The organism is Streptomyces sp. Y309 (assembly GCF_056712025.1).
The window spans coordinates 4,168,805-4,194,039 of sequence record NZ_CM160048.1 but is presented as its reverse complement, the minus strand read 5'-3'; the positions used below and the strand labels follow the sequence as shown (position 1 = coordinate 4,194,039).

Genomic DNA, 25,235 nt, shown 5'->3' with positions numbered 1-25,235 from the left:
CGTGAGCACCCCCGACCTCCCCCTCGCCGACGGCACCGGCGGCTGCGGCGACGCCTGCGGCTGCGGCGACGCGGCGCCCGACGCGATGGAGTGCGGCCTCGACCCCACGCTCGCCCGGATGCTGGCCGACGCCGGCCTCGACCCCGTCCAGGTCGAGGACATCGCGCACCTCGCCATCGCCGAGGACATGGAGTTCTCGCCGGACGCCATGGACGTCACGACGGTCGCCACCATCCCCGAAGACGCCGTCGCCACCGCCGACTTCACCGCGCGCCAGGCGGGCACGGTCGCGGGCCTGCGCGTCGCCGAGGCTGTGTTCTCCGTCGTCTGCCAGGACGAGTTCGAGGTCGAGCGGCACGTCGAGGACGGCGAGCGGGTCGAGGCCGGCGACGTGCTCCTGAGCGTCACCTCGCACACCCGCGACCTGCTCACCGCCGAGCGCAGCGCCCTGAACATCCTGTGCCGCCTGTCGGGCATCGCGACCGCCACGCGCGCGTGGGCGGACGTCCTGGAGGGCACCGGGGCGAAGGTCCGCGACACCCGCAAGACGACACCGGGACTGCGCTCCCTGGAGAAGTACGCGGTCCGCATGGGCGGCGGCGTCAACCACCGCATGTCGCTCGCCGACGCCGCCCTGGTCAAGGACAACCACGTGGTCGCCGCGGACGGCGTGACGCAGGCCTTCAAGGCCGTACGGGAGATGTTCCCGGGCGTGCCGGTCGAGGTCGAGGTGGACACCCTGCACCAGCTCCGCGAAGTCGTGGACGCCGGAGCCGACTTGATCCTCCTGGACAACTTCACGCCCGGCGAGACGGAGGAGGCCGTCGCCATCGTCGCCGGCCGCGCGCTCCTGGAGTCCTCCGGCCGCCTCACCCTGGACAACGCCCGCGCCTACGCCGAGACCGGCGTCGACTACCTGGCCGTGGGCGCCCTCACCCACTCCTCGCCGATCCTCGACATCGGCCTGGACCTCCGCGAAGCCACGGTCTCCGGAGAGGCCGCCGGCTGATGCTGCTCACCATCGACGTAGGCAACACCCACACAGTGCTCGGCCTCTTCGACGGCGAGGACATCGTCGAGCACTGGCGCATCTCCACCGACGCCCGCCGCACCGCCGACGAACTCGCCGTGCTCCTCAACGGGTTGATGGGCATGCACCCGCTGCTCGGCGAGGAGCTCGGCGACGGCATCGACGGCATCGCGATCTGCTCCACCGTCCCGTCCGTCCTGCACGAGCTGCGCGAGGTCACCAGGCGGTACTACGGAGACGTGCCCGCCGTCCTCGTGGAGCCCGGGATCAAGACCGGCGTGCCGATCCTCATGGACAACCCCAAGGAGGTCGGCGCCGACCGCATCATCAACGCGGTCGCGGCGGTCGAGCTCTACGGAGGCCCCGCGATCGTCGTGGACTTCGGTACGGCGACGACGTTCGACGCGGTGTCCGCGCGCGGGGAGTACGCCGGCGGCGTCATCGCCCCCGGCATCGAGATCTCCGTGGAGGCCCTCGGCGTACGCGGCGCGCAGCTCCGCAAGATCGAGCTGGCCCGGCCGCGCAGCGTCATCGGCAAGAACACCGTGGAGGCCATGCAGGCGGGCATCCTGTACGGCTTCGCGGGGCAGGTCGACGGCGTCGTACGGCGCATGGCGCGCGAGTTGGCGGGGCCGAACAGCAACCCTGAGGACGTGACCGTGATCGCGACGGGCGGGCTCGCGCCCATGGTGCTCGGCGAGGCGTCCGTCATCGACGAGCACGAGCCGTGGCTGACGCTGATCGGGCTGCGGCTCGTCTACGAACGGAACGTGTCGCGCGGCTGAGCGCGCATTTCGCGCCGCGGAGCACCGCTCGTCGCCAACTTTTCGCTTCCACGGGACAACCTGGCTCCTCGTCCAAGAGTCTGTGCTGCGAGGGGTTCTGACCGGGTGTCTGGTGCGGGTGTCTGATGAGCGTGGGGCGGATGAGGGGCAAGACACGGCTGGGTGTCGTGGCGGCGGTCGCGGTGGTGGCGCTGACGGGAGGAGCGGCGCCGGTGGCAGCGGCGGCGGCCGACGGTCTCGTCGTCTCACCGCTGCTCATGGCAGCGCCGGCGGCCGACGGCCCGGCTGTCTCGCCGCCCGCCACGTCGTCGTCGGCACCGACACCGACCACACCCGCGGCGACGGTGACCCCGTCGCCCGCGTCCACACCGGCCCAGCCGTCGTCCACACCGGCCCCCTCGGGGCGCATGGCGGACACCGGCGCGGGGATCGTGCCGTGGATCGTGGCCGGGGCGGCGGGCGCCCTGGGCGTGGGGGCGGTCGCCTTCGCGACGACCCGACGCCGACCGGACTGACCCCACGTCGACCGGACTGACCCCACGCTGCCGGGCCGATCCCACAGCGGCAGGGCCGCCCCCACAGCGGCCGGACCGAGCCGCCACCCCGACGGGTGTCCGTTAAGAGGATTTTGTTCGTCTTGCGCGTATCGTCACCCCATGCCCACGCCATACGGATCCCGGGGCGGCATGGCCTTCGGTGCGCAGGAGCTGCGAGTGCTCCGCCGTGCTCTGGCCCACGCCCTGCACCCCAGTACCGTTCGTGTCCTTGACGACCAGACCGTGCAGGCCTGCGTGCGCCTCGCCGACGACATCGACGAGGCGGTGCGCGAGGGCGCCCGGCTGCGCGCCTTCCTGGTGGCCGATCTCGCGCGCTACCGAGCGGCGCTGCCCGGCACCGCGGCCGGGTATCTGGAGCTCCTCGAGGACGTGCTCCCCGCCGGGTACCGGCCGGGCGCCGACGACCTCGCGGCGCTGCGCGCCCTGCGCGGCAACCCGCGCGCGGCCGCGCTGCTCGACCGCTGCCGGACGCTCGCGGAGGAAGCCGTACGGGCGCGTCTCGCGGCGGCCACGGAGGCCCGGGTCACCGCTGCCCGGACCGGCGCAGGCAGGCCCGCCGTGCCCGCCTCGCGGCCCGCACAGAGCCATTACGTGGAGAACCGTCCCGCGGTGCCCGCGTCCCGCACCCGCCTGCTCGCCCTGCCCGGCGGACTCACGGCCGCCGACGACAAGGACGAGAAGGCCGGCAACGGCGACGAGGCCGACAAGGCCGACAAGGCCGACAAGTCCGAGAAGGGCCAGAAGCCCGCGCCCCGGCCGAACCCGCCCGCCGAGCGTCCCGCGAGCCCGCCGGAGCGCCCCCGTCCGGTGCCCACGCCGGCCGAGGTGTTCCCGCCCAAACGCCCGGCACCGCCCGCCGCCCCGGCGCAGCGGCTCGCCGCGGGCTAGCTACGCTGGGGGCATGGACTACGTCTCCGCGCTCGTGCCCCCCGTAGTGATGGCCGTGTTCTTCGTCGGCCTCATCGTGACGATCGTCAAGACCCAGGGCGGCGCCAACAAGGCCAAGGAGGACGCCGCCGTCGACGCGGCGATCGCCCGCGCCGAGTCCGTCCGGCAGACCCCCAAGACCGGCGACGCGTGACCGGCTGCTGACCGGCCGCTGACCGCCCGCAGGCCGGCAGCCACCGGCCGCCGGACCAGAAGGGGGCGCCGGACCACGAGACGCCCCCGGCGTACGACTCGACACCGAGTCGTACGCCCTTTTTGTTGCGGAAATGACCGGTATGCCACGTCCATCACGCCATTAGTGACCTCGCCCACTATTGTTCAAGCGTGCCTCGCCCATTGGGAGAACTCGAAGACGCAGTGATGACCCGGGTGTGGAAGTGGAACCGCCCCGTGACCGTTCGAGAAGTCCTGGAAGACCTTCAGCAGGAACGGTCCATCGCGTACACGACCGTCATGACCGTTTTGGACAATCTCCATCAGAAGGGCTGGGTGCGCCGCGAGGCGGAAGGCCGGGCCTATCGATATGAGGCGGTCTCCACCCGTGCCGCGTACGCCGCCGCACTGATGAACGAAGCCTGGTCGCAGAGCGACAACCCGGCGGCCGCTCTCGTCGCCTTCTTCGGGATGATGTCGCCGCAGCAGCGGGAAGCGCTGAGCGACGCCGTTCGCATGGTGGAAGGCGACACGGTGCGCATGGAAGGCGACGCGGATCGCAAGGCCGAAGCCGAGGCCGACCGAAGGGCCGAGGCCGAAGCCGAGCGCAAGGCCGAAGCCGAAGGTGGGGCCGAACGCGAGGCGGAAGGGGAGCAGAACCCCGGCGGCCCCGAGCCGGGGTCCGGGCGATAGCGTCCGCTCATGCCAGCACAGCCCGACGAACTCCCGCAGGCACCCGGCGAACTCGGGGCGCGCGGTGTGCTCCCGGCAAATGCGGTCTCCGTACGCAGGGCCCGCACCGCCGATGTGCCCGCGGTACGGGCGCTGCTCGACCCGTACGTCCGCCGGGGCATCCTGCTCGACAAAGCGACCGTCACGCTTTACGAGGACATCCAGGAGTTCTGGGTCGCGGAACGCACGGCCGACCACGGCAAAGCGGGGGCGGTGGTCGGCTGCGGCGCGCTGCACGTGATGTGGGAAGACCTCGCCGAAGTACGCACGCTGGCGGTGAATCCACAGGTCAAGGGCGCGGGCGTGGGACATCTGCTGCTCGGTGAGTTGCTGCGGACCGCCCGCTGGCTCGGTGTCCGGCGGGTTTTCTGCCTCACCTTCGAAGTCGACTTCTTCGCCAAGCACGGCTTCGTGGAGATCGGCGAGACGCCCGTCGATACCGTCGACACAGATGTCTACAGCGAGCTGCTGCGTTCCTATGACGAGGGCGTCGCCGAGTTCCTCGGCCTCGAACGAGTGAAACCGAACACCTTGGGCAACAGCCGGATGCTTCTGCATCTGTGATCGTGACCGAGCTATTCCGGGCAGTCACATGCCCAGGTGCCCTATGTCCGAAACGCGCATGTTTCCCGGGATCTCGTGGAGCCGGTCTCTCCCAGGGGTTTGTGTTTTTCCAAGAAAAGCGGTTTGCTTTCCGACGTAACTGCAGTGCTGCATATAACAGGGGGCGGCGAATCGGCGGCTCACGCCGCATGGTCCGGCCCTGAAGTTATCGATGAAAGGAAATCCGGTGGCACAGAAGGTTCAGGTCCTTCTTGTCGATGACCTCGACGGCGGCGAGGCGGACGAGACCGTGACGTTCGCGCTGGACGGCAAGACGTACGAGATCGATCTCACCACCGCGAACGCCGACAAGCTCCGCGGTCTGCTCGAGCCGTACCTCAAGGGCGGCCGTCGGACCGGAGGTCGCTCCAGCGGGCGCGGCAAGGCGCGAGCCGCTGCTTCGGGCTCCAGCCAGGACACGGCGCAGATTCGCGCGTGGGCGAAGGACAACGGCTTCGAGGTCAACGACCGCGGCCGCGTCCCCGCGTCCATCCGCGAGGCCTACGAGAAGGCCAACGGCTGACTGTTCGTGCGCCGCAGCCGGACCCGGTGGCACTGCGTTGCCGCCGTGTCCACGAGGCGTACGAGATCGGAGCCCGCGGCGGAGCCGGAATGGGGGTCGGTTCCGCTGCCGCCCGTGCACAGGGCCGCGCTCGGCGCCAGGGTCGGCACGGCCGTCAGTGACGGCAGCGTCGCCTCCACCTCGTAGCCGGGCTCGGGGGGCCGCAGCCACGTGGCGGCCCCTCGCGGACCGGCCATGCCGGGAGGGGTGGGCGCGTCGACGAGACCGCCCGCGCCGATCGCCCTGAGGTCCAGGGGGATGTCCCCCCACTCCAGCCACTCGAGCAGCCCCGGCAGCTCGTCCGCGCTGCCCGCGGCCACGAACAGCCGCATCGTCTCCCCGTGCAGGGCCACAGGCGCCCTCGGGCCCAGGTGCCGCAGCGCCGCGAAGCCCGCCTCGGCCGGGAGCTCGAGCACGTCGAAGCGCAGCCCCGTGAGCAGCCGGAGGTCCGGCCCGGGCGTCACGGCCCAGCCGAGGCCGTTCTCGTACCAGCACGTGACCGCCGCCGGATCCCATGAGGCCGCGGCAGACGCGTCGCGCCGGTCGGCCGGCGGCCTGGGGTGGGGAACGCTGAGGGCCATGCCCGGAGCAACAGCGCGAGGCACACTTGAGTTACGGCCCGCGTCACGCTGGGTGTCTCCGCGGATGCGTACGGTGGCGGAACGGGGGGCGTGATGGCGTACTCCACGGCGCAAGGGTGTTCGCCCGTAGCGGAGGGAACCGGTGCGCGCCGCATGGAGTGTCAGTGCATACGGGTAAGACATCCCTAGTGGGGAGGGGCGACACGCAGCGTTCAGGTGTCTCACGTTCGCCAACGGCGTACTGATGGCGAGGGTAACTGCCTGGCCTGCGGGAACATCGTCTCGCACCATCGGGTTGGAGCATGTGTCGGCGTTGGAGTCAGGAAGCGTTCTCTACCGTAGTGAGGGTGATCCGGACGGGTGTCGGCAGTTGGAATGAGCGGTCCCCGCTTGCGGGACTAAGCTGCGGAAGGACAGGGAGGGGAGCGTCCCCTTACTGCCTGACCGCTCTGAGGAGCGATTAACGATGTTCGAGAGGTTCACCGACCGCGCGCGGCGGGTTGTCGTCCTGGCTCAGGAAGAAGCCCGGATGCTCAACCACAACTACATCGGCACCGAGCACATCCTCCTGGGCCTGATCCACGAGGGTGAAGGTGTCGCCGCAAAGGCCCTGGAGAGCCTCGGCATTTCGCTTGAGGCGGTCCGCCAGCAGGTGGAGGAGATCATCGGGCAGGGCCAGCAGGCTCCGTCCGGGCACATTCCCTTCACCCCCCGTGCCAAGAAGGTCCTGGAGCTTTCGCTCCGCGAGGCCCTTCAGCTGGGCCACAACTACATCGGCACGGAGCACATCCTGCTCGGCCTGATCCGCGAGGGCGAGGGCGTCGCCGCCCAGGTCCTGGTCAAGCTGGGTGCCGATCTCAACCGGGTGCGGCAGCAGGTCATCCAGCTGCTCTCCGGATATCAGGGCAAGGAGACCGCCACCGCCGGCGGTCCTGCCGAGGGCACGCCCTCCACGTCCCTGGTCCTCGACCAGTTCGGCCGGAACCTCACCCAGGCCGCTCGTGAGTCCAAGCTCGACCCGGTCATCGGGCGCGAGAAGGAGATCGAGCGGGTCATGCAGGTGCTGTCCCGCCGCACGAAGAACAACCCCGTCCTGATCGGTGAGCCCGGCGTCGGCAAGACCGCCGTCGTCGAGGGCCTCGCTCAGGCCATCGTCAAGGGCGAGGTGCCCGAGACCCTCAAGGACAAGCACCTCTACACCCTCGACCTCGGCGCCCTGGTCGCCGGCTCGCGCTACCGCGGTGACTTCGAGGAGCGCCTGAAGAAGGTCCTCAAGGAGATCCGCACCCGCGGCGACATCATCCTGTTCATCGACGAGCTGCACACGCTCGTGGGTGCGGGTGCCGCGGAAGGCGCCATCGACGCGGCGTCGATCCTGAAGCCGATGCTGGCGCGCGGCGAGCTCCAGACCATCGGCGCGACCACGCTCGACGAGTACCGCAAGCACCTGGAGAAGGACGCGGCCCTCGAGCGCCGCTTCCAGCCCATCCAGGTCGCGGAGCCGTCGCTGCCGCACACCATCGAGATCCTCAAGGGCCTGCGCGACCGGTACGAGGCGCACCACCGCGTGTCGATCACCGACGAGGCCCTGGTCCAGGCCGCCACCCTGGCCGACCGGTACATCTCGGACCGCTTCCTGCCGGACAAGGCGATCGACCTGATCGACGAGGCCGGTTCCCGGATGCGCATCCGCCGGATGACCGCGCCGCCGGACCTCCGCGAGTTCGACGAGAAGATCGCGGGCGTGCGCCGCGACAAGGAGTCGGCGATCGACTCCCAGGACTTCGAGAAGGCCGCCTCCCTGCGCGACAAGGAGAAGCAGCTCCTGGCCGCCAAGGCCAAGCGCGAGAAGGAGTGGAAGGCCGGCGACATGGACGTCGTCGCCGAGGTCGACGGCGAGCTGATCGCCGAGGTCCTCGCCACGGCCACCGGCATCCCGGTCTTCAAGCTGACCGAGGAGGAGTCCTCGCGTCTGCTCCGCATGGAGGACGAGCTCCACAAGCGCGTCATCGGCCAGAAGGACGCCGTCAAGGCGCTCTCCAAGGCGATCCGGCGTACGCGAGCGGGTCTGAAGGACCCCAAGCGTCCCGGCGGCTCGTTCATCTTCGCGGGCCCGTCCGGCGTCGGTAAGACGGAGCTCTCGAAGGCCCTGGCCGAGTTCCTCTTCGGCGACGAGGACGCGCTGATCTCCCTCGACATGTCGGAGTTCAGCGAGAAGCACACGGTGTCGCGTCTCTTCGGTTCGCCCCCCGGTTACGTGGGCTACGAAGAGGGCGGTCAGCTGACCGAGAAGGTCCGCCGCAAGCCGTTCTCCGTCGTCCTCTTCGACGAGGTCGAGAAGGCCCACCCGGACATCTTCAACTCGCTGCTGCAGATCCTGGAGGACGGTCGCCTGACCGACTCCCAGGGCCGGGTCGTGGACTTCAAGAACACGGTCATCATCATGACGACCAACCTCGGCACGCGGGACATCTCCAAGGGCTTCAACCTGGGCTTCGCCGCGCAGGGTGACACGAAGTCCAACTACGAGCGCATGAAGAACAAGGTCTCGGACGAGCTGAAGCAGCACTTCCGGCCCGAGTTCCTCAACCGCGTGGACGACGTCGTCGTCTTCCCGCAGCTCAGCCAGGGCGACATCCTCCAGATCGTCGACCTCATGATCAGCAAGGTGGACGAGCGCCTGAAGGACCGGGACATGGGCATCGAGCTCTCCCAGTCCGCGAAGGAGCTCCTCGCCAAGAAGGGGTACGACCCCGTCCTGGGTGCGCGGCCGCTGCGCCGCACCATTCAGCGCGAGGTCGAGGACACGCTCTCCGAGAAGATCCTCTTCGGCGAGCTGCGCCCCGGGCACATCGTGGTCGTCGACACGGAGGGTGAGGGCGAGGCCGCCACGTTCACGTTCCGTGGCGAGGAGAAGACGGCGCTGCCGGATGTGCCGCCGATCGAGTCCGCGGCCGGCGGGGGCGCCGGGCCCAACCTGAGCAAGGAGGCGTGACGCTGGCGCTTTGCTGAGCGGCATGCTTGGGGCTGCCCCGGACCGTTTCGTACGGTCCGGGGCAGCCCCTTTTGGTCAGGTGGGTGGGGCGTTCCAGAAGTTGCTGAGGACTCTGACGTCGGCGTCGGGAAACGTGCTGTTGTATTGATCGGCCGACACGTGGTGGTCCTGGGCCATGTTGATGGTGACCGCGCGTACTCCGGTGAACACCCTGCTCAGAGGGGCGAGATCCTCGGTACCGTGCAGCCCGAAAAGGTAGAGCGTTTCGATTCCGGGGAGTTCTGGGGACTGCTGCGCGAACGAGGGGAGAAGGTCGCTTTCCAAGTGAAGTTCGTCGAGGGACGGATGTGCTGCGATCTCCTCGAAGTGCTCGGTGCCGAGTTCACCCTTGGAAGCGCGCAGCATGAGGCATCTCAAGGCCTGCCAATGCCCGATGCCTCGCAGTCCCGTATTGCCAATGGCTCCTGTACTGAGATTGAGGTACTCCAGAGGGGCACCGGCGGGCAACGACGCGGTGAGGTCACCGCCTGCCAAGGGAGAGCTGACGTTGAGGGTACGAAGTGTTGTCAGACGCTCCAGCCCGCACACGGCAGCGCTCAGGGTCAACGCGGTCAGCTCCAGCGTGGTCAGCGGGCTGAGATCCAGCAGCGGTCGGCATGACGAAAGCCCGAGGCTGTCGAGACGTCGTAGGGCCGTGAATGGCGCGAGATCCGTCAGCTCGGGGTTGTCGATGACGTGCAGGTGGGTGAGCGATTCCGGGCTGACGAAAGTGAGCAGTTCGCGCGCTGTGTAGCTGCCCCAAATGGTGACCAGGGGCGGTGCACCGATCCGGCGCAGAGCCCGCGCCTGTGCCCTGCTCTTGGCGGTGACGAAGACTCCCTGCGTGGGAATCCCGGAGAGGATTTCGTCGGCGTACTCGTCGGCGTCGAACTGGTCCCAGGCCTGGAGGATCCGGACGCGGACGCTGGAGTGCGGATGCTGCCGGTACTGCTTCAGCAGCGGCAGGGAGGCATCCGTACCCACGAGCCGGGCCGTATGGACCACCCCCAACGCCTCATCGTCCGAAAGCCCCTCCGGCCCCGGAAGCAGTTCCAGGACCAGCGGGCCCGCCTCCGCCAGGGTGCGGGCCTCCGCTGCCGTGCGTGGAGGTATGAGGCCCGACGCTCGGGACTCCACCTCCTCCCGTACCCGCGGGTCCAGCGACGTCGCGTCCTCCAGGCAGGCCAGCGCCAGCAGGCCTGCGCGAGGGGTGGAGTCGGACGCCAGGATCTGTCTCAGCAGGCGGGCCCGTTCCGTGGGGCGGGCGTGGGCCACGGCCATGCGGATGACGTCCTCCCACTGGGGGTCGCCGGCGTGGCTGACCAGGGCGTCGAGGTGGCCCTCGGCCACCGCGGCCCGCGCGCCCAAGTAGTCCTGGAACGTGCGGTGCACGAAGTGGACGACGCCGGGGGCCGGTTCGCGGAGGAGGCCGCTGCGGAGCAGGAGGTGGCGGAAGACGGCCTCCGCGTCGCCCTGTGAGGCGGCGGAGGCGATCGTCGGGAGGGCGCGTTCCAGGAGCAGCAGGGCGCCGTCGTGGTCCATTTCCGTGCGGCCGCCGAGGATCAGGCTGTAGGCGAGGGACTGGAGGAGTTCGAGCTGGGCCTCCTCGCTCAGGTCGATGCCGTCCGGCGCGCCCATGCCGCGCTCGCGGTCGCGGCGGGTGAGGAGCATGGAGAGGGCCGCGTCGTACAGCGACTTGCGGCCCTGGGGCAGGAAGCCGCGGCGTTCGCGGTGCAGGGCGCAGATCAGGCCGCACATGAGGGGGTTGGTGGCCATGCGGGCCAGGTCGCGCTTGGCGCGCAGCGCGGTGAGGAGCTGTTCCGCGTACGGCTGCGCGTCCGCCGCGGTGTGCCAGCGGTGCACGAATGTGGCGACGTCGGCGCGGTTCATCGGGGCGAGAGCCAGCTCGCGGAAGTCGCGGTCGGCGAGCCAGGTGGGCCGCACGGCCGTGGGCCGGGAGGTGACCAGCCACTGGTTGCCGGGGTAGGCGTGGGTGAGGTCGAGGAGCCAGTCGCGGGTGCGGGTGCGGTCGGCGGCGGGGACCTCGTCGATGCCGTCGACCATGACGAGGCCGCGGCCGGAGCGGAGGATGCCGGAGGCCCAGCCGTCGGGCGCGGCGTGCGGGCAGCCGACGGCGGTGAGGAACGCGTCGGGGGAGGGCAGGGTTCCGGTCCTGATCAGCGTACGTAAGGGGAGTACGAAGGGGACGCGGTCGGAGGCGGACGGGGTGGGCGCGGACCGGGTGCGGGTGGCGGTGCTGACGGCGAGCCACTGGACGAGCGTGGTCTTGCCGGAGCCCGCGTCGCCGCGCAGCAGCACGCGGGGGTGTTCGGCGAGTGCCGTGTCGGCGGGGAGCTGGACGGTGACGGGGCCGGGGTCGAGGAGGCCGTCGAGGTCTCCGTAGGGGCGGCTTTCGGCGGTGGTCGCCTCCAGGCTCAGGTAGGCGACTTCCAGGGGCCAGCGGTCGGGGGACTCGCGCAGGTCGATGCCGTAGATGGTGATGCGGTTGTGCTTCTCGGCGATGTGGTCGAGGTAGCGGCGCTCGAACGCGGCGGCGGCCAGGTCCGGACGGGGGTTCCGGGCGATCAACTCGTCAAGTTTGGCTATCAGTTCTGCCTGGGCGCGGGTCTGTTCCACCAGGGTGCTGGCCACGAAGGTGGACCGCTGCGTGAAGAAGTGGACGACGTGGACGCAGGCCAGCTCGGTGAGGGAGTCGAGGAGGGCGGTGGCGTCGGCGGAGAGGTGTGCCGGGGCGGGCGCGCGGGTGCGGAGTTCGCGGGCGAGTGCGCGGTGGCCGAGACGTACCGCCTGGACGTCGTCCATCTCCAGGTCGCCGAGGGCGAGGAGGGCGCGGGCGAGCGCGTCGGTGACCGCGGTCTCCTCGCCCGGCAGGCACGGGGTTTCGCCGGGTGTGTCGAGCGCCCTCCGCACCAGGTGGGCGGCCAGTTTCCGTACGTCCCGCTCCGTGAGGGTGCGTTGCTCGCCCCGGAAGGAGAGGAGGGGGGTGAGGCGTACGGCTCGGTCGGTGAGGCCCGCGCCGGGGCCGTCGTGGCGGAACAGCTTCTTCAGGAGCGGTGCCACGGCGGCGGTCGCAAGGCGGGTGCCGAGCAGTGCGGGATCCATGTGCGGTGCGCCCCCTGTGACGTGGTCCGTCAATCGTTGACGTGGTTCGTGAACCGTGAGTCCTGAAGCAGAAGACTCACGGGAGTTGGAGTGGGGTGGGAGTCCGGTCGCCTCACGGCGCTGCCGGGCGGGTGCGGGACGCCGCTTGCCGGGGGCGATGCGGCGGCGCGGTTCCGGACGGAGCGGGTTCCAGGTCGTAGGCGTCGACGTGGATGTGTTCGGGGAGGGCGTCGAGCCCCGTTGCCAGGGGGGCGGGCACGCGGACGCGTCGCAGCTTCGGCAGCGCGGCGGCCAGGGCGCCGACGTCGATCAGTGAGACGTCGCGCGAGCGGATGTTCACGTAGAGCAGGGTCATGTCCGGGAAGACCTTCGCGAGGCGCGCCGGAGCCTCGTGCCACCCCCCGGTGTGGTCCAGATGAACCTGTGTGACGTGCGGCAGGCTCAGGTCCGGCGGCGTGGTCCACAGGCTGTTGGCCGACAGGTACAGCTTGTCGAGGCGGGGGAGCCGGGCGAGGACCCGCCACTCCGCCTCCGTGCTCGGCCCGTCGTCGCGGTCGTAGACGACCCACTCCAGCTCCGGCCACCGGTCCATGGCGTCCAGGTCCTCCACGTACTGCCGGGGACCGAGCACACCGAGGGTCTTCAGGGGAGCCTCGGCCGGGAACATGCAGAGGCTCCAGGGTTCATCGACGTCGAACACGCGCAGTGCCTTGAGCCTCCGCAGCGACCCGAGCGCTTCGGGGTCGAGCCGTGCGGGCGGCGTCCACAGCATCAGGGTCTCCGGTTCACATGCCGCGAGCAGGCGCGACACCGTCTCCGGCGCGAGGCCGCGCCGGATGTCCAGGTGCGGGGGGCGCAGGCCCAACCGGTGCAGTTCCGCGGCCTGTTCATCGCTGCGCAGCGTGAAGTGCGTCTCCCCGTCGTCGAGGCGGGCGACGACCTGGTCCGCGTACAGACGGCAGTCGAACCGGTGCCAGCCCCACATGAGCTGGCTGCGCACCCCGACGGACGGGTGGTCCGCGTAGCGCGCGAGGAACGGGATCGCCGCGTCCGAGCGCACATGGGTGGCCGCGATCGCCACATGCCGGGCCACCTCCTCGTCGGCCCCGTCCAGCTCGTCAGGGCCGGGGAGCAGGCCGAGGACCATCGGGCCGACGGCGCCGAGCTCCCGCGCGTCCTGAGCGGTGCGCGGCGGAATCAGCTCCGCCGTCCGCCGCTCCACCTCCGCCCGCACCGCGGGGGCCAGCTCCGCCGCGTGTTCCAGGCAGGCCGCCGCCAGCAGGTGCGCCCGCTTGCGAGCCGCCGCGTCCCGGTGGCCGTCGCCGTACGCGAGCAAGTCGCCCAGGAGTTCCGCCCGTTCGCGGGGCCGCGCCTGGGCCACCGCCATGCGGATGACGTCCTCCCACTGGTCGTCGGCCCCGTGCCCGGCCAGGACCCCGAAGTCCCCCTCGTCCACCGCCGCCCGCGCCCCCAGGAAGTCCTGGAACGTGCGGTGCACGAACTCCACCGTCCCCGGCCCGGGTTCGCGGAGCAGACCGCTGCGGTGCAGGAAGTGGGCGTACACCGCCTCCGCGTCGCCCAGGGAAGCCAGCTCCGGCACGGCCGGAAGCGCGTCCGCGACGATCGACTGGGCGCGGGCACGGTCCATCTCCGTGCGGCCGTTGCGGATGAGCCAGTACGCGAGCCGCTGGAGGAGCTGGAGCTGGGGCTCCTCGCGGAGTTCGGGGACCGCCATGTGGCGTTCGCGGTCGCGGCGGATCAGGAGCATGGACAGGGCCGCCGTGTAGAGGTCCTTGCGGCCGAGCGGGAGGAAGCCCCGGCGGTCGCGGTGCAGCGCGCAGATCAGGCCGCACATCAGGGGGTTGGTGGCGAGGCGGCCCAGGTCGGGCTTCGTCCGTACCGCTTCGAGGAGTTGGGTCTCGTACGAAGCGAGGGCGGCGTCCTCGTCCGGCGTGCCGGACGCCGCGGCGGCGTGCCAGCGCCCGATGAACGCCGCCACGTCCGTCCCGCTCATCGGGGCCAGCGTCAGCTCCGTGAACTCCTCGTCCGCGAGCCAGTCCTCGCGCACGGCGGACGGGCGCGACGTCACCAGCCAGCGGTTGCCGGGGTACGCCTCCATCAGGTCCGTCAGCCACGCGCGTGTGCGGGCGCGTTCCGCGTCCGGGACCTCGTCGATGCCGTCGACCAGGACGAGCGCGCGGCCGGCGGTCAGGACACGGGACTCCCAGCCGTCGGGCTGCGTGCCCGCCAGCGGGGAGCCGACCGCCGGGAGGAAGTCCTTCGGGGCCGGGAGGCGTTCGCCGTGGCGGGTGAGGGTGCGCAGGGGGAGGACGTAGGGGATGCGGTCGTGCAGGTAGGCCATGCGGTCGGCCCAGTCGTCCGGGTACGGCATGCGGTCGTCCCGTTCGTCCAGGCCCTGGCGCGCCGCCGAGACCGCCAGCCACTGGACCAGGGTCGTCTTGCCGGAGCCCGCCTCGCCGCGCAGCAGGACGCGGTCGTGGGCGGCGAGGGCCTCGTCGGCGGGGCGAGGGGACGGGTCCAGGTCCGCCTCCACGACCTGGCGCCAGTTGTCCCCCAACCGGATGTCTCCCAGGTGCCGCCCGCGCCCGGTCGCCTTCAGGCTCAAGTACGCCGCATCCAGCGGCCACTTCCCGGGCGAGTTGGCGAGGTCGATGCCGAAGATCGTCAGCTTGCCGTGCTTCTTCGCCACGTACGCGAGATAGCGCCGCTCGAAGACCGCGTCCGCCGCCCCGGGAAGGGGATCCCGGGCGATCAACTCGTCAACTTTGGCTACGAGTTCCGCCTGGCGTCGGCTCTGCGCCACCAGGGTGTGGGGTACGAAGGTCGACCGCTGGGTGAAGAAGTTCAGGATGTGCAGGCACGCCGTGTGCAGCAGCCGGTCGTAGAAGTACGTCGCGTCCGCCGAAAGATCGCGCTCCGGGCGCTCGCCTGCCCGGCGCAGGCGGCGCGCCAGCTCCTCGTGCCCCAGGGACACCGCCTCCACGTCCGTGAGCGTGAGGCCGCCGAGTGCGAGGAGGGTGCGGGTCAGGGCGTGGACGACGGCTTCTACCTCGTCCTCGGGGAGGGGGCGCTCGCCGGTGCGCAGGGCCTGGCGGACCAGCTCGGTCACGAGGTGGCGTACGTCCTTCTCCGCGAGCTCGCGCCGCTCGCCCCTGAAGGACACCAGGGCGTCGACGCGTACGGGTTCGTCCACCAGGCCCGCCCCGGGCCCCGGCCGCGCGAACAGCTTCCTGATCAGCGGGGAGACGACGCCGGACGCGATGCGGATGCCAAGGGCCGCGGGATCCATGCGCGCGAGCGTAGTGGGCGTCACATTCCCGTGGTGGTGGATCTTGCCGTCCGGTGACATGACGCACAGGGCATACGTCACATACGAGGCGGATTAGTGGTGCTCTTCGGCCGCCAGGACGGGACTTTCGGCCCGGAACCGGTCGCCTCGACCGCCGTCGGGGGCGGGCTCGCGCACGGCCGGGGCCGGTACCGGCCGCCGTCGTGGGCGGGACCGGCTACGGCCGCGGCTAGTAGAGGGGCGTTTTGGGGGTGGGGCGGGGTGGGGGTTACCAAGGGATGGCCGTCCGGCATGCGCAGTACGCGGGCCGGATTCCCTTTTGCCAGCAAGACCCCGTACGCCCGTGCCGGCCACACGCCGCACGCCCCCGTCCCCCATGCCTTGCCCCGGAGGTTCCCCCATGTCGAAGCGCGCCAAGTCCCACTCTTCCGGCCCGTCCCTGCGTCGCACCCGGGTGGCCGTCCTCGCCGCCGGTGTCGGCGTCACGACGGTGCTCGGTGCCGGGATGGCGGCCGCCGCCGACGCCAAGGGCGGGGTCCGGTCCGTGACCGCCTCCTCCGTGGGCGCGCAGGCCGCCGCCCAGGCCAAGGCCGCCGAGCAGGCCAAGCAGTCCGCGGCGAAGAAGGCCGCCCAGGCCAAGCAGGCCGCCGCCAAGAAGGCCGCCGCCTGGCAGGACCCGGTCGACAACTACCGCCTGTCCGCCAGCTTCGGCCTCGGCGGCAGCATGTGGTCCAGCAAGCACTCCGGCCAGGACTTCGCCGTCCCGGTCGGCACCGTGGTCAAGTCCGTGCACGGCGGCACCGTCGTCAAGGCGGGCCCGAACGGCGCCGGTGACGGCCCCGCGTACGGCAACGCCGTGGTGATCAAGCACGCCAACGGCACGTTCTCGCAGTACGCGCACCTGTCGAAGGTCGAGGTCCGCCCCGGCCAGACCGTCGGCACCGGCCAGCGCATCGCCCTGTCCGGCAACACCGGCAACTCCAGCGGCCCGCACCTGCACTTCGAGATCCGTACGACGCCGAACTACGGCTCGGCCGTCAACCCGGTCAACTTCCTGCGCGAGCAGGGCGTGCGCGTCTGATCGCGTTTCCCCGGGAGTGATCCCGTTCCCCCGCGAGCGGGGTGTGCGCGTCCGATCCCCCGCGCGTGCGCCCCGGCTCAGGCGCCGTGATGCGCCTGGGTCACCAAGTCGATGGCGACCTCGAGGATGGCTTTCCGCTTCTCCTCGGGGTCGCCATCGGCGCCTTTGAGCACGAACATCCCGCCGTGCATCGTGAACAGCGCGCTGAAGCAGCGCACCTGCACGGTCAGCGGCGTCGCCGGATCGTCGTCGGTGAGGATGTCGAGGAGCTGCAGCATGCGGTCCTTGAAGCTCTCGCCCGTCTTCAGGTCGCGCATCGTCGCCTGGTTCTCCTGCATGAAGCGGAAGAGCGGAGCGGCCTCGGTCAGGATCAAGCTGTAGCGGGTCAGGATCTCGCGCTTGACCGCCAGCGTGCGGGGCTGCTCCTTGCCCCAGGCGATGAGCTCGTCGATGGGCCGCGTCAGGTCGTCGAAGATGCTGGTGAGGATGTCCTCTTTTGTCTTGAAGTGGTAGTACAGCGCCGCCTTCGTGACCTCAAGACGCTCCGCGATCTCGCGCAGTGACGTCTTCTCGTACCCCTGCTCGGCGAAGAGTTCGAGTGCCACGTCCTGAATGCGCTGGCGGGTGTCCCCCCGGCGCTGCCGCTTGTCTGTGCTGCCCATGGTGGCGATCCTCGCACTTCTTCCCGCCCTCGCCAGAACTTACTTGACGCCCGGCTAGTTAAGGGTCTACTTTCCTCCACTGTAGCCAACTTGCCGGGCGGCAAGTAAGTGCGGCGGGCGCACGAGCACACGTACAGGGGAGTGGGGACCGTGGCAGACACCAAGAAACAGGCCGGGAGGGAAGGGGCTGACGCGGCCCTGCCCGGAACCGGGGCGGAGCCCGAGCAGCGCAGCGTGCGCGTCGTGATCTTCGCGCTGATGGTCGCGATCCTGCTCGCGATGCTCGACAACATGATCGTGGCCCCCGCGATGCCGACGATCGTCGGCGACCTCGGCGGCCTGGAGCACCTGTCGTGGGTCGTCACCGCGTACACCCTCGCGACCGCCGCCTCCACCCCGATCTGGGGCAAGATCGGCGACATGTACGGGCGCAAGGGCGCCTTCCTCGCCTCCATCGTGATCTTCCTGATCGGCTCCGCGCTCAGCGGCCTCGCCCAGGACATGGGGCAGCTCATCGGCTTCCGGGCCGTGCAGGGGCTCGGCGCGGGCGGCCTGATGGTCGGCGTGATGGCGATCATCGGGGAGCTCGTGCCGCCGCGGGAGCGCGGCAAGTACATGGGCATGATGACCGGCGTCATGGCGGTCGCGATGATCGGCGGGCCGCTGGTCGGCGGCACTCTCACCGACCACCTCGGCTGGCGCTGGGCCTTCTACATCAACCTGCCGCTCGGCATCGTCGCCCTGTTCATGGTGAGCGCCGTCCTGCACCTGCCGAAGAAGCGCGCCCAGGGCCGCATCGACTATCTCGGTGCCGCGCTGCTGACCACCGGCATCACCTCGTTCGTCCTGGTCACCACCTGGGGCGGTACGGAGTACGCCTGGGACTCGGCCGTGATCATGGAGCTGATCGGACTTGGCGTCGCCGCGCTCGTCGGCTTCTGGTTCGTGCAGCAGAAGGCCGCCGAGCCGGTCATGCCGCTGCACATCTTCCGCAGCCGCAACTTCTCCCTGATGTCCGTGGTCGGCTTCCTCACCGGCTTCGTGATGTTCGGCGCGATGCTCTTCCTGCCGCTCTACCAGCAGTCGGTGCAGGGCGCGTCGGCCACCAACTCCGGGCTGCTCCTGATGCCGATGCTGCTCGCGATGATGGCCGTCTCCATGGTCGCGGGGCGGTTCACCACGGCCACCGGCAAGTACAAGGTGTTCCCGATCGCCGGCAGCGTACTGATGGCCACCGGGCTCTTCCTGCTCGCGCAGATGGACACCGGGACCTCGCGCTTCACGACCGGGGTCTACATGGCCGTCCTCGGCGCCGGCATGGGCTGCCTGATGCAGATCACGATGCTGGTCGCGCAGAACAGCGTCGAGATGAAGGACATGGGCGTCGCCTCGTCCTCGGCCACGCTGTTCCGCACCCTCGGCTCGTCCTTCGGTGTCGCGATCATGGGCGCGCTGTTCAACAGCCGGGTCCAGGACGAGATGGCCGAGCGGGCCGGTGCCGCGGGCGGCGGCGTCGCCAAGGTCACCGAGCACTCCGCGCAGCTCGACGCGGCGAGCCTCGCCAAGCTCCCGGAGCCGGTGCGCGACGCCTACCAGCACGCGGTGTCCTCCGGTACGCACGTGGCGTTCCTGCTCGCCGCCGTGATGGCCGTGGGCGCGCTGCTCGCGGCGCTCTTCGTGAAGGAGACGCCGCTGCGGGGCGCCGGGCCCGCGGACAAGAAGCCGGCCGGTGACGCGGGTGGGGACTCCGCGCGCGGGGAGCGGGAGAAGACGGTGGCAGAGGCCGTCTGACCCGCCGTTCCGCCCGGCCGTACGGCCCCCGACGCTTCGGTGTCGGGGGCCGTCGCCATGTGGCCGAGGGAGCGTGGGGGGCAAGGGGGGCGTCGCCCCTGGGCCAAGGGGGGCGTCGCCGGGTGCCGGGCGGCCGTTGTCAGTGGGGCGTGCCAGCATCGGAGACGTGGAGAGACTGCGGCAGCTGCGCCTTGCGAAGGACGCGATGGACCGTGACTGGGCCGACTCCGCCCTCGACCTGGCCGCGGTGGCTGCGCACGCCGGCTATTCGCGCTATCACTTCCTGCGCGCCTTCAAGGAGGCGTATGGGGAGACGCCCGGGCAGTATCTGTCGCGCCGCCGCATCGAGCGGGCCGAGGACATGCTCCGCTCGGCCGACCTCGCGGTCACCGAGATCTGCATGCTCGTCGGCTTCACCAGCCTGGGCACGTTCTCGTCGTCCTTCAAACGGCAGACGGGCCTCACCCCGAGCGAGTATCGCGCCAAGCACGTGGGGCGCGGGGCGGCGCTGATCCCCGGGTGCTATGCCCTGCTGTGGGCCGGGGGGTTCCCGGCGCGGTCGGGGGAGGACGGGACGGGGACGCCGAGAGGCGAGCGCCCGGACGGAGCGGAGCAGCGGGACGGAGCGGAGCACCCCGACAGAGCCGAGCCCCCGGAGCGCAATTCTTGAGAAGCGGCCCGGCCACCGCCCTGCCTACGGTGGCCGCGCAAGCACGAAAGCCCCCTCACCAGGAGCACATCATGATCAAGGGACTCGCCATCTCCACCGTCTGGGTCCTCGACCAGGACCGGGCCAAGGAGTTCTACACGGAGAAGCTCGGCCTGGAAGTCCGCACGGACATGACGCTCGGCGAGGGCGGCATGCGCTTCCTCACCGTCGGCGCCAAGGACCAGCCGGAGCTGATGCTGGCCCTGATGGTGCCGGGCGGCGCGGGCATGGACGCCGAGTCGGCCGAGGCGATGCGGAAGCTCGTCACCAAGGGCGTGCTCGGCGCGGGCGCCCTCAGCACGGACGACATCCACGGGGACTACGAGAAGTTGAAGGCGCGCGGCGTCGAGTTCCTCCAGGAGCCGCAGGAGCGGCCGTACGGCATCGAGGCGATCTTCCGCGACGACTCCGGCAACTGGTTCTCGTTCACGCAGCCGCGCGAGGGCGATCTTGACCTGGACAAGGACTGGGGCTGCTGAGCCACGGCCGGGCGCGCCCGTGGCCGGGCCCGGCCACGGGCGTACCGCAAGCGCTCGGCTACTTGTCCCACTTGTCCGGAAGCTGAAGCATCGGATAGCTCCCGGTGTTCGTCGGCGCGTGCTCCGGCAGCCACAGCACCGCCACCGCCCCCTCGGCGGGCTCGTCCGGCGCGGCGCCCGGCGGGCGGATGTTGCGGAAGGTCAGGCGCGCGCCGAGCACCCGCGCCTGGCCGGCCGCGATGGTCAGGCCCAGGCCGTGCCCGCGGCCCGCGCGGTCCGCGGAGCCGGTGCGGAAGCGGCTCGGGCCGTCGGCGAGCAGCGCCTCGGGGAAGCCGGGCCCGTGGTCGCGCACCCGCACCACGCGGCCCTCGACGCTGACCTCGATGGGCGGCTTGCCGTGCTTGGCGGCGTTGGCGACGAGGTTGCCGAGGATGCGCTCCAGGCGGCGCGGATCGGTGGTGACCTCTGACTCGTGCACGACGATCACCCGCACGTCATGGCTGAGCACGGCCATCCGGCGGCTGACGAACTCGCCGAGCGTGATGTCCTGCAGCTCGGCCCGCTCGGACGCGGAGTCGAGCCGGGCCACTTCCAGTACGTCCTCGACGAGCGTGCGCATCGCCTGGGCGCGGTCCTTGACCAACTCGGTGGGCCGGCCCGGCGGCAGCAGTTCGGCGGCCGTGAGCAGCCCGGTCACCGGCGTGCGCAGCTCGTGCGCGATGTCGGCGGTCACCCGGCGCTCGGCCTCCAGGCGCTGCTTGAGCGCGTCGGCCATGGCGTCCACGGCCTGGGCGAGATCGTCGGTCTCGTCGCGTACGTAACCGCCGATGGCCTCCTGGACGGTCACGTCGGTCTGGCCCTGCGCCACCTCGCCCGCGGCCGTCGCCGCCTTGCGCAGCCGGCGGGCTATCTGGCCGCCGATGAGCACGCCGATGGCGCCGCCGCCGAAGACGACCGCGATGGAGCCGATGACGAGGGCCTGGTCGAGGTCCTTCATGATGGCGGTGCTGCGGTCGGTGAAGGGGGAGTGCACCGACAGGACGCGGCCGTTGCTGAGCGGCACCGCGCCCCAGATGTCCGGCTCGCCGTTCTTGTGCTCCTGCACGTACGTGGCCCGGCGGCCGGTGAGGACCTTCTGCCGCAGTTCCTTGGGGAGCTGCGGGTCGTCGATCTTGGCGCCGTAGACGGCGGACGTGGTGCCCCGTGAATCGAAAGTGCGCTGGGCGATCTGTACGCGCTCGTCCTGCAGGTCGCGGGCGTTGTCGAGCATCGACACCCAGGCGGCGTTGTGTACGACGAGGCTCAGTGCCACCGCGACCAGCGCGCCGACCAGGCCGATGGCGGCGGCGATCTTCCAGCGCACGCCGGTGCGCAGCCGCGCACCGAGCAGGTCCCGCAGCCCTTGCGGCCGCAGCAGCTCACGCAGCCCGCGCAGCCCTCGCGCCCGCAGCCGCGCGCGCGGCTGACCGCCCGGCGGACCGCCCGGCGCGGGCGCCCTGTTCCCGCCCGCGTTCATGCTCCCGCGCATGGCAATCCCCTGTCCCGCGCCCATGGCAGACCCTTGTCCCGCGCCCATGGCAGACCCTTGTCCCCCGCCCATGGCAGACCCTTGTCCCCCGCCCATGGCAGACCCTTGTCCCCCGCCCATGGCAGACCCTTGTCCCCCGCCCATGGCAGACCCTTGTCCCCCGCCCATGGCAGACCCTTGTCCCCCGCCCATGGCAGACCCTTGTCCCCCGCCCATGGCAGACCCCTGTGTTCCCGCACGCCGAAAGCTCACGCCTTGAGCTTGTAGCCGAATCCGCGGACCGTTTCGATGCGGTCCTGCCCCACCTTCGTGCGCAGTCGCTGCACATGCACGTCGACCACGCGCGTGTCGCCGCCCCAGCCGTAGTCCCAGACGCGCTCGAGGAGCTTGTCGCGGGACAGGACCGTGCCGGGCGCGGACGAGAACTCGAGCAGCAGCCGCATCTCGGTCGGCGTCAGCGCGACCGGCTCGCCGCCGCGGCGTACCTCCATGCCCTCGGTGTCGATCTCCAGATCGCCGAAGGTCAGCACGCCGCCCTCCGCGGTCTCGCTCTTCTCCGCGGCGGGCGCGGCCGAACCGGGCCCGCTGGCGTGCCCGAAGCGCCGCAGCACGGCGCGGATGCGGGCCACCAGGACGGCGCCGTCGAACGGCTTGGTCACGTAGTCGTCGGCGCCCGCCTCAAGACCCAGCACGACGTCGATCGAGTCGGCGCGCGCCGACAGCATGATCACCGGCACCGTCGACTCGTCGCGGATGCGGCGGCAGAGACTGACGCCGTCCAGGCCGGGCACCATCACGTCGAGCAGCGCGATGTCGGGACGGTTCGCCCGGAACGCCTCCAAGCCCGACAGGCCGTCGGGCATGGCGGTGACCACGAAGCCGTCGCGCTCCAGGGCGAGCTGCGTGGCCTCGCGGATGACGTCGTCGTCCTCGACGAACAGGACATGGGTGTGTTCTGCCATCGGGTGCTCTCAGTTCCGCTCGGTTCAGGGGGTCGGTGGGCTTCTGGGGGACCAGTGGTGTTCTGCGGTCCCGGCGTCCGGTGTACGTCAGTTCTCTGCCGGGGCGGAAGTCTCGCCGCTCACCGCGCTGCTGTAGTTGTTGCGCGTGCGTTCCTTCTCGGCGAAGTGGTTCTCCGTCCAGCGGTAGGTGATGATCTCTTCCCCCGTCGGATCCGACACCGAGCCGTCCTTGCCGAACAGCTGCTTGCTGACGACCAGGTCGCCGCGGTCTATTTCGGAGTAGACGGGAGGCTGCTCGTCGGCGAAGACATTCTCGTACTTCTTGCCTTCGGGGCGATACACGTAACTGCCGATGCCGACCCTGTCAGCGCAGGTCAGAACATTCACGACGACGTCGGCCGAGGCTGCTCCGGTCAGGTTGCCGTAGGAGACGTCCACGGGGTACTCGTCGGCGGTGCACGGCTTCAGGTCGCGTTTGACGGCCAGGCTGACCTTCGGGTCGTCCTTGATCATCCGGACCGCGTCGACGCTCTTCGGAGCCGGCGACGGGGAGGCCGAGTGCGAGGTGGGGGGCATGGCGCCGACGCGTGCCGGGCCCTCGTCCCGGGTGCCGGAGCCGCCGGTGGAGCAGCCGGTGAGGCCGATCAAAAGGCCGAGGGCGGCGAGCACGGCCACCGCCGTGCTCCCCGCCTTCCACTGTCTTGTGGCCCGGCCCCTTGGTCCGGTCCGGGCACTCAGGCCGCGCAACGCTCCCGCTCCTCACGTTCGAGCACGCGCGCGGGGGATCCGGCCGACTGCGACGACGACTCGTCGGCGTTGCGGCTCTCCAGCTCCTGACGGAGCCGTGCGAGCGCCCGGTGCAGCGTGCTCTTGACCGTGCCGGCCGACATGCCAAGCGCGGCGGCCGTCTCCTCTGTGGACATCTGCTCCCAGTGTCGCAGCACGACGACGCTGCGCTGCTTCGGGGCGAGCACCTTCATGATGTCCATCAGCAGGGCGCGGTCCGCGTGCTGCTCGGTGGAGTCGTCCACGGAGGCGTCCGGGAGCTGCTCGGTGGGCACCTCTTCGAGCTTGCGGGCGCGCCACCACTCCGTCCGCGTGTTGATCATGACGCGGCGCAGATAGGCGTCCGCGAGGCGCTTGTCGGCTATGCCGTCCCAGCGGCCGTAGGTCCGCACGAGCGCGGTCTGCAGCAGGTCCTGCGCGTCGACCGGGTCCGGGACGAGCCGCCGGGCGCTGCGCAGCAGGGCATCCTGCCGAGTGCGGACGTACTCTTCGAACTCGAGCACCTCGCCGTGCGCCATTCCAACCGCCTCCGTTCCCGTTCGTCCCCGGCTGTCCCCGGTCGATTCCGGTGAGCCTCGCGACCGCTGATCCCTTGCCTGTGCGGTACGGGAATGAAGTTACGGAGGCCGTGTCACGGCGTTGTGCGGAGCAGCCAGCGGCGGACGCACGGCTGTACGTCGGTTGTGTAACAGAAGTAGGGCAGGCGTAAACCGGCAGGTGAGTGTGGGTGTTGATGCCCTTTTTGTCGGTGGTTTCGTTGGTGCTCGGCCTGTGTCACCTGCGATGGACGGGGTGCCCGGGGGGGCCGGGGTGGCCCGGCGGCGCGGGTCGGCGGGAGCCCGGTGGCCCCCGTCCGGCAGTGGCTCAGGTCAGCGGCAGCCGGTAGTACCCGTCCGGCAGCGGCTCGACCAGGCCGTCCGAGACCAGGCCGTCGAGCGCGCGGGCCCGCTGCACCGGCTCGTCCCACACCCGGTCGAGCGTGGACTGCGGTACGGGCGAGACGGCCTCGCGCAGGACGGCGAGCAGTTTGCCGCGGACCTGGCGGTCGGTGCCGGCGTACGTCTGGCCGCGGCGCGCGGGTCCCGCGTGCGCGGGCTTGCCCGCCCCCAGCCAGGCGCAGTGCGCGGCCAGCGGGCAGCGGGCGCAGTCCTCGTTCTTGGCGGTGCACACCAGGGCGCCCAGTTCCATGGAGGCGGCGGCCCAGCGCGAGGCGGTGCGCTCGTCCTCGGGCAGCAGGGCGCGGGCGAGCTTGCGCTCGGCGGCGGTGGTGGCGTTCGGCGGGTACTGGGCGCCGGTCACGGCGCGCGCGAACACCCGGCGCACGTTGGTGTCGAGCACGGCGTGCCGCTGCCCGTACGCGAACGACGCCACGGCCGCCGCGGTGTACTCGCCGATGCCCGGCAGCGCGAGCAGCTGCGCGTGCTGTGCCGGTACGTCGCCGCCGTGCCGTTCCGTTATGGCGACGGCGGCCCCGTGCAGCCGCAGCGCCCGCCGCGGATACCCGAGCCGCCCCCAGGCGCGCACGGCCTCGCCGGGCGCCTCCTTGGCGAGGTCGGCGGGGCGCGGCCAGCGGGCGAGCCACTGCTCGTACACCGGGAGCACGCGGCTCACCGGCGTCTGCTGCAGCATGAACTCGCTGACCATGACCCCCCAGGGCCCGGCGTCCTCGCGCCGCCACGGCAGATCGCGCGCGTTGGCCTCGAACCAGGCGATGACGGGTGAGTGGAACTGCTCATCCAGCGAACGGGCGTCGGCGGTGCCGTCGCTGACGAGATCGGCGGCGAGTGCGGTCGGCATGCCCACGATCCTGCCACGCGGT

22 protein-coding genes are annotated in these 25,235 nt (G+C 70.9%); 13 read left to right on the top strand and 9 right to left on the bottom strand.

Annotation, left to right across the window (positions count from 1 at the left end; translation table 11 throughout):
- Nucleotide 1 precedes the first annotated feature (1 nt).
- From nadC to AC0KTA_RS16610, 8 genes are all read left to right on the top strand, one after another.
- Nucleotides 2–1,009, top strand: coding sequence for a carboxylating nicotinate-nucleotide diphosphorylase (gene nadC / locus AC0KTA_RS16645; protein ID WP_481055899.1), 1,008 nt, complete (start codon nt 2–4; stop codon nt 1,007–1,009).
- A complete protein-coding gene (locus AC0KTA_RS16640) occupies nt 1,009–1,815 on the top strand; it encodes a type III pantothenate kinase (RefSeq protein ID WP_481055898.1) in 807 nt (268 codons plus the stop codon). Before nadC ends, AC0KTA_RS16640 begins: the two co-directional genes overlap by 1 nt.
- A gap of 140 nt (nt 1,816–1,955) precedes the next feature.
- Nucleotides 1,956–2,330, top strand: coding sequence for a hypothetical protein (locus tag AC0KTA_RS16635; RefSeq protein WP_481055897.1), 375 nt, complete (start codon nt 1,956–1,958; stop codon nt 2,328–2,330).
- Nucleotides 2,331–2,501: 171 nt separating this feature from the next.
- Nucleotides 2,502–3,260: a hypothetical protein gene (locus AC0KTA_RS16630; RefSeq protein WP_481056447.1), complete on the top strand. Its 759-nt coding sequence runs from the start codon at nt 2,502–2,504 to the stop codon at nt 3,258–3,260.
- 13 nt (nt 3,261–3,273) lie between these two features.
- Nucleotides 3,274–3,453: a hypothetical protein gene (locus tag AC0KTA_RS16625; protein WP_016644144.1), complete on the top strand. Its 180-nt coding sequence runs from the start codon at nt 3,274–3,276 to the stop codon at nt 3,451–3,453.
- A gap of 191 nt (nt 3,454–3,644) precedes the next feature.
- Entirely contained in the window at nt 3,645–4,166 is a 522-nt protein-coding gene (locus tag AC0KTA_RS16620; protein WP_481055896.1) for a BlaI/MecI/CopY family transcriptional regulator, read from the top strand.
- Nucleotides 4,167–4,175: 9 nt separating this feature from the next.
- The gene (locus AC0KTA_RS16615) at nt 4,176–4,769 is read left to right on the top strand and encodes an amino-acid N-acetyltransferase (RefSeq protein ID WP_481055895.1); all 594 of its coding nucleotides are present in this window, start codon (nt 4,176–4,178) and stop codon (nt 4,767–4,769) included.
- A gap of 226 nt (nt 4,770–4,995) precedes the next feature.
- Complete coding sequence (locus AC0KTA_RS16610) at nt 4,996–5,331, top strand: histone-like nucleoid-structuring protein Lsr2 (protein WP_481055894.1); 336 nt, start codon at nt 4,996–4,998, stop codon at nt 5,329–5,331.
- On the opposite strand, the gene AC0KTA_RS16605 is transcribed toward AC0KTA_RS16610, so the two are convergent.
- A complete protein-coding gene (locus AC0KTA_RS16605) occupies nt 5,310–5,951 on the bottom strand; it encodes an SCO3374 family protein (protein ID WP_481055893.1) in 642 nt (213 codons plus the stop codon). The genes AC0KTA_RS16610 and AC0KTA_RS16605 overlap by 22 nt on opposite strands.
- Before the next feature lie 466 nt (nt 5,952–6,417).
- Between AC0KTA_RS16605 and AC0KTA_RS16600 the strand changes: the two genes are divergently transcribed.
- A complete protein-coding gene (locus AC0KTA_RS16600; protein ID WP_481055892.1) occupies nt 6,418–8,946 on the top strand; it encodes an ATP-dependent Clp protease ATP-binding subunit in 2,529 nt (842 codons plus the stop codon).
- A 75-nt stretch (nt 8,947–9,021) separates the two neighbouring features.
- Here the strand turns inward: AC0KTA_RS16600 and AC0KTA_RS16595 are convergent, their stop codons facing one another.
- Nucleotides 9,022–12,108, bottom strand: coding sequence for an NACHT domain-containing protein (locus AC0KTA_RS16595; protein ID WP_481055891.1), 3,087 nt, complete (start codon nt 12,106–12,108; stop codon nt 9,022–9,024).
- A gap of 112 nt (nt 12,109–12,220) precedes the next feature.
- A complete protein-coding gene (locus AC0KTA_RS16590) occupies nt 12,221–15,418 on the bottom strand; it encodes an NACHT domain-containing protein (RefSeq protein WP_481055890.1) in 3,198 nt (1,065 codons plus the stop codon).
- 400 nt (nt 15,419–15,818) lie between these two features.
- Here AC0KTA_RS16590 and AC0KTA_RS16585 point away from each other — a divergent pair, with 400 nt between their 5' ends.
- Nucleotides 15,819–16,499, top strand: coding sequence for a M23 family metallopeptidase (locus tag AC0KTA_RS16585; protein WP_481055889.1), 681 nt, complete (start codon nt 15,819–15,821; stop codon nt 16,497–16,499).
- A 77-nt stretch (nt 16,500–16,576) separates the two neighbouring features.
- Here the strand turns inward: AC0KTA_RS16585 and AC0KTA_RS16580 are convergent, their stop codons facing one another.
- Nucleotides 16,577–17,161, bottom strand: coding sequence for a TetR/AcrR family transcriptional regulator (locus tag AC0KTA_RS16580; RefSeq protein WP_481055888.1), 585 nt, complete (start codon nt 17,159–17,161; stop codon nt 16,577–16,579).
- Between the two features lie 198 nt (nt 17,162–17,359).
- On the opposite strand from AC0KTA_RS16580, the gene AC0KTA_RS16575 reads away from it, so the two are divergent.
- The 3 genes from AC0KTA_RS16575 (at nt 17,360) to AC0KTA_RS16565 (ending at nt 20,140) form a co-directional block, all read left to right on the top strand.
- Nucleotides 17,360–18,952, top strand: coding sequence for an MDR family MFS transporter (locus AC0KTA_RS16575; protein WP_481056446.1), 1,593 nt, complete (start codon nt 17,360–17,362; stop codon nt 18,950–18,952).
- Between the two features lie 166 nt (nt 18,953–19,118).
- Nucleotides 19,119–19,622: a helix-turn-helix transcriptional regulator gene (locus tag AC0KTA_RS16570; RefSeq protein ID WP_481055887.1), complete on the top strand. Its 504-nt coding sequence runs from the start codon at nt 19,119–19,121 to the stop codon at nt 19,620–19,622.
- Nucleotides 19,623–19,693: 71 nt separating this feature from the next.
- Nucleotides 19,694–20,140, top strand: coding sequence for a VOC family protein (locus AC0KTA_RS16565; protein WP_481055886.1), 447 nt, complete (start codon nt 19,694–19,696; stop codon nt 20,138–20,140).
- A gap of 58 nt (nt 20,141–20,198) precedes the next feature.
- Here the strand turns inward: AC0KTA_RS16565 and cseC are convergent, their stop codons facing one another.
- The 5 genes from cseC to AC0KTA_RS16540 form a co-directional block, all read right to left on the bottom strand.
- The gene (gene cseC, locus AC0KTA_RS16560) at nt 20,199–21,656 is read right to left on the bottom strand and encodes a two-component system sensor histidine kinase CseC (protein ID WP_481056445.1); all 1,458 of its coding nucleotides are present in this window, start codon (nt 21,654–21,656) and stop codon (nt 20,199–20,201) included.
- A gap of 260 nt (nt 21,657–21,916) precedes the next feature.
- Nucleotides 21,917–22,630, bottom strand: coding sequence for a two-component system response regulator CseB (cseB, locus tag AC0KTA_RS16555; protein WP_481055885.1), 714 nt, complete (start codon nt 22,628–22,630; stop codon nt 21,917–21,919).
- Nucleotides 22,631–22,717: 87 nt separating this feature from the next.
- Nucleotides 22,718–23,377 carry a hypothetical protein gene (locus tag AC0KTA_RS16550; protein ID WP_481055884.1) on the bottom strand — a complete coding sequence of 220 codons (660 nt, stop codon included), beginning with the start codon at nt 23,375–23,377 and terminating at the stop codon, nt 22,718–22,720.
- Nucleotides 23,365–23,934 (bottom strand): SigE family RNA polymerase sigma factor, encoded by a 570-nt coding sequence (locus AC0KTA_RS16545; RefSeq protein WP_481055883.1) that lies wholly within the window; start codon nt 23,932–23,934, stop codon nt 23,365–23,367. The genes AC0KTA_RS16550 and AC0KTA_RS16545 overlap by 13 nt, the downstream gene beginning before the upstream one ends.
- A 346-nt stretch (nt 23,935–24,280) precedes the next feature.
- Nucleotides 24,281–25,213, bottom strand: a complete 933-nt coding sequence (locus tag AC0KTA_RS16540) for an HhH-GPD family protein (protein ID WP_481055882.1) — start codon at nt 25,211–25,213, stop codon at nt 24,281–24,283.
- Nucleotides 25,214–25,235: the final 22 nt, after the last annotated feature.

Bases quoted from the DNA above. Each gene is read 5' to 3' on its own strand.
- cseB (WP_481055885.1), bottom strand. From the start codon at position 22,630: ATGGCAGAACACACCCATGTCCTGTTCGTCGAGGACGACGACGTCATC.
- AC0KTA_RS16580 (WP_481055888.1), bottom strand. From the start codon at position 17,161: ATGGGCAGCACAGACAAGCGGCAGCGCCGGGGGGACACCCGCCAGCGC.
- AC0KTA_RS16635 (WP_481055897.1), top strand. From the start codon at position 1,956: ATGAGGGGCAAGACACGGCTGGGTGTCGTGGCGGCGGTCGCGGTGGTG.
- AC0KTA_RS16600 (WP_481055892.1), top strand. From the start codon at position 6,418: ATGTTCGAGAGGTTCACCGACCGCGCGCGGCGGGTTGTCGTCCTGGCT.
- AC0KTA_RS16630 (WP_481056447.1), top strand. From the start codon at position 2,502: ATGGCCTTCGGTGCGCAGGAGCTGCGAGTGCTCCGCCGTGCTCTGGCC.
- AC0KTA_RS16565 (WP_481055886.1), top strand. From the start codon at position 19,694: ATGATCAAGGGACTCGCCATCTCCACCGTCTGGGTCCTCGACCAGGAC.
- AC0KTA_RS16640 (WP_481055898.1), top strand. From the start codon at position 1,009: ATGCTGCTCACCATCGACGTAGGCAACACCCACACAGTGCTCGGCCTC.
- AC0KTA_RS16605 (WP_481055893.1), bottom strand. From the start codon at position 5,951: ATGGCCCTCAGCGTTCCCCACCCCAGGCCGCCGGCCGACCGGCGCGAC.
- AC0KTA_RS16595 (WP_481055891.1), bottom strand. From the start codon at position 12,108: ATGGATCCCGCACTGCTCGGCACCCGCCTTGCGACCGCCGCCGTGGCA.
- AC0KTA_RS16615 (WP_481055895.1), top strand. From the start codon at position 4,176: ATGCCAGCACAGCCCGACGAACTCCCGCAGGCACCCGGCGAACTCGGG.
- AC0KTA_RS16625 (WP_016644144.1), top strand. From the start codon at position 3,274: ATGGACTACGTCTCCGCGCTCGTGCCCCCCGTAGTGATGGCCGTGTTC.
- cseC (WP_481056445.1), bottom strand. From the start codon at position 21,656: ATGAACGCGGGCGGGAACAGGGCGCCCGCGCCGGGCGGTCCGCCGGGC.
- AC0KTA_RS16545 (WP_481055883.1), bottom strand. From the start codon at position 23,934: ATGGCGCACGGCGAGGTGCTCGAGTTCGAAGAGTACGTCCGCACTCGG.
- AC0KTA_RS16590 (WP_481055890.1), bottom strand. From the start codon at position 15,418: ATGGATCCCGCGGCCCTTGGCATCCGCATCGCGTCCGGCGTCGTCTCC.
- AC0KTA_RS16585 (WP_481055889.1), top strand. From the start codon at position 15,819: ATGTCGAAGCGCGCCAAGTCCCACTCTTCCGGCCCGTCCCTGCGTCGC.
- AC0KTA_RS16540 (WP_481055882.1), bottom strand. From the start codon at position 25,213: ATGCCGACCGCACTCGCCGCCGATCTCGTCAGCGACGGCACCGCCGAC.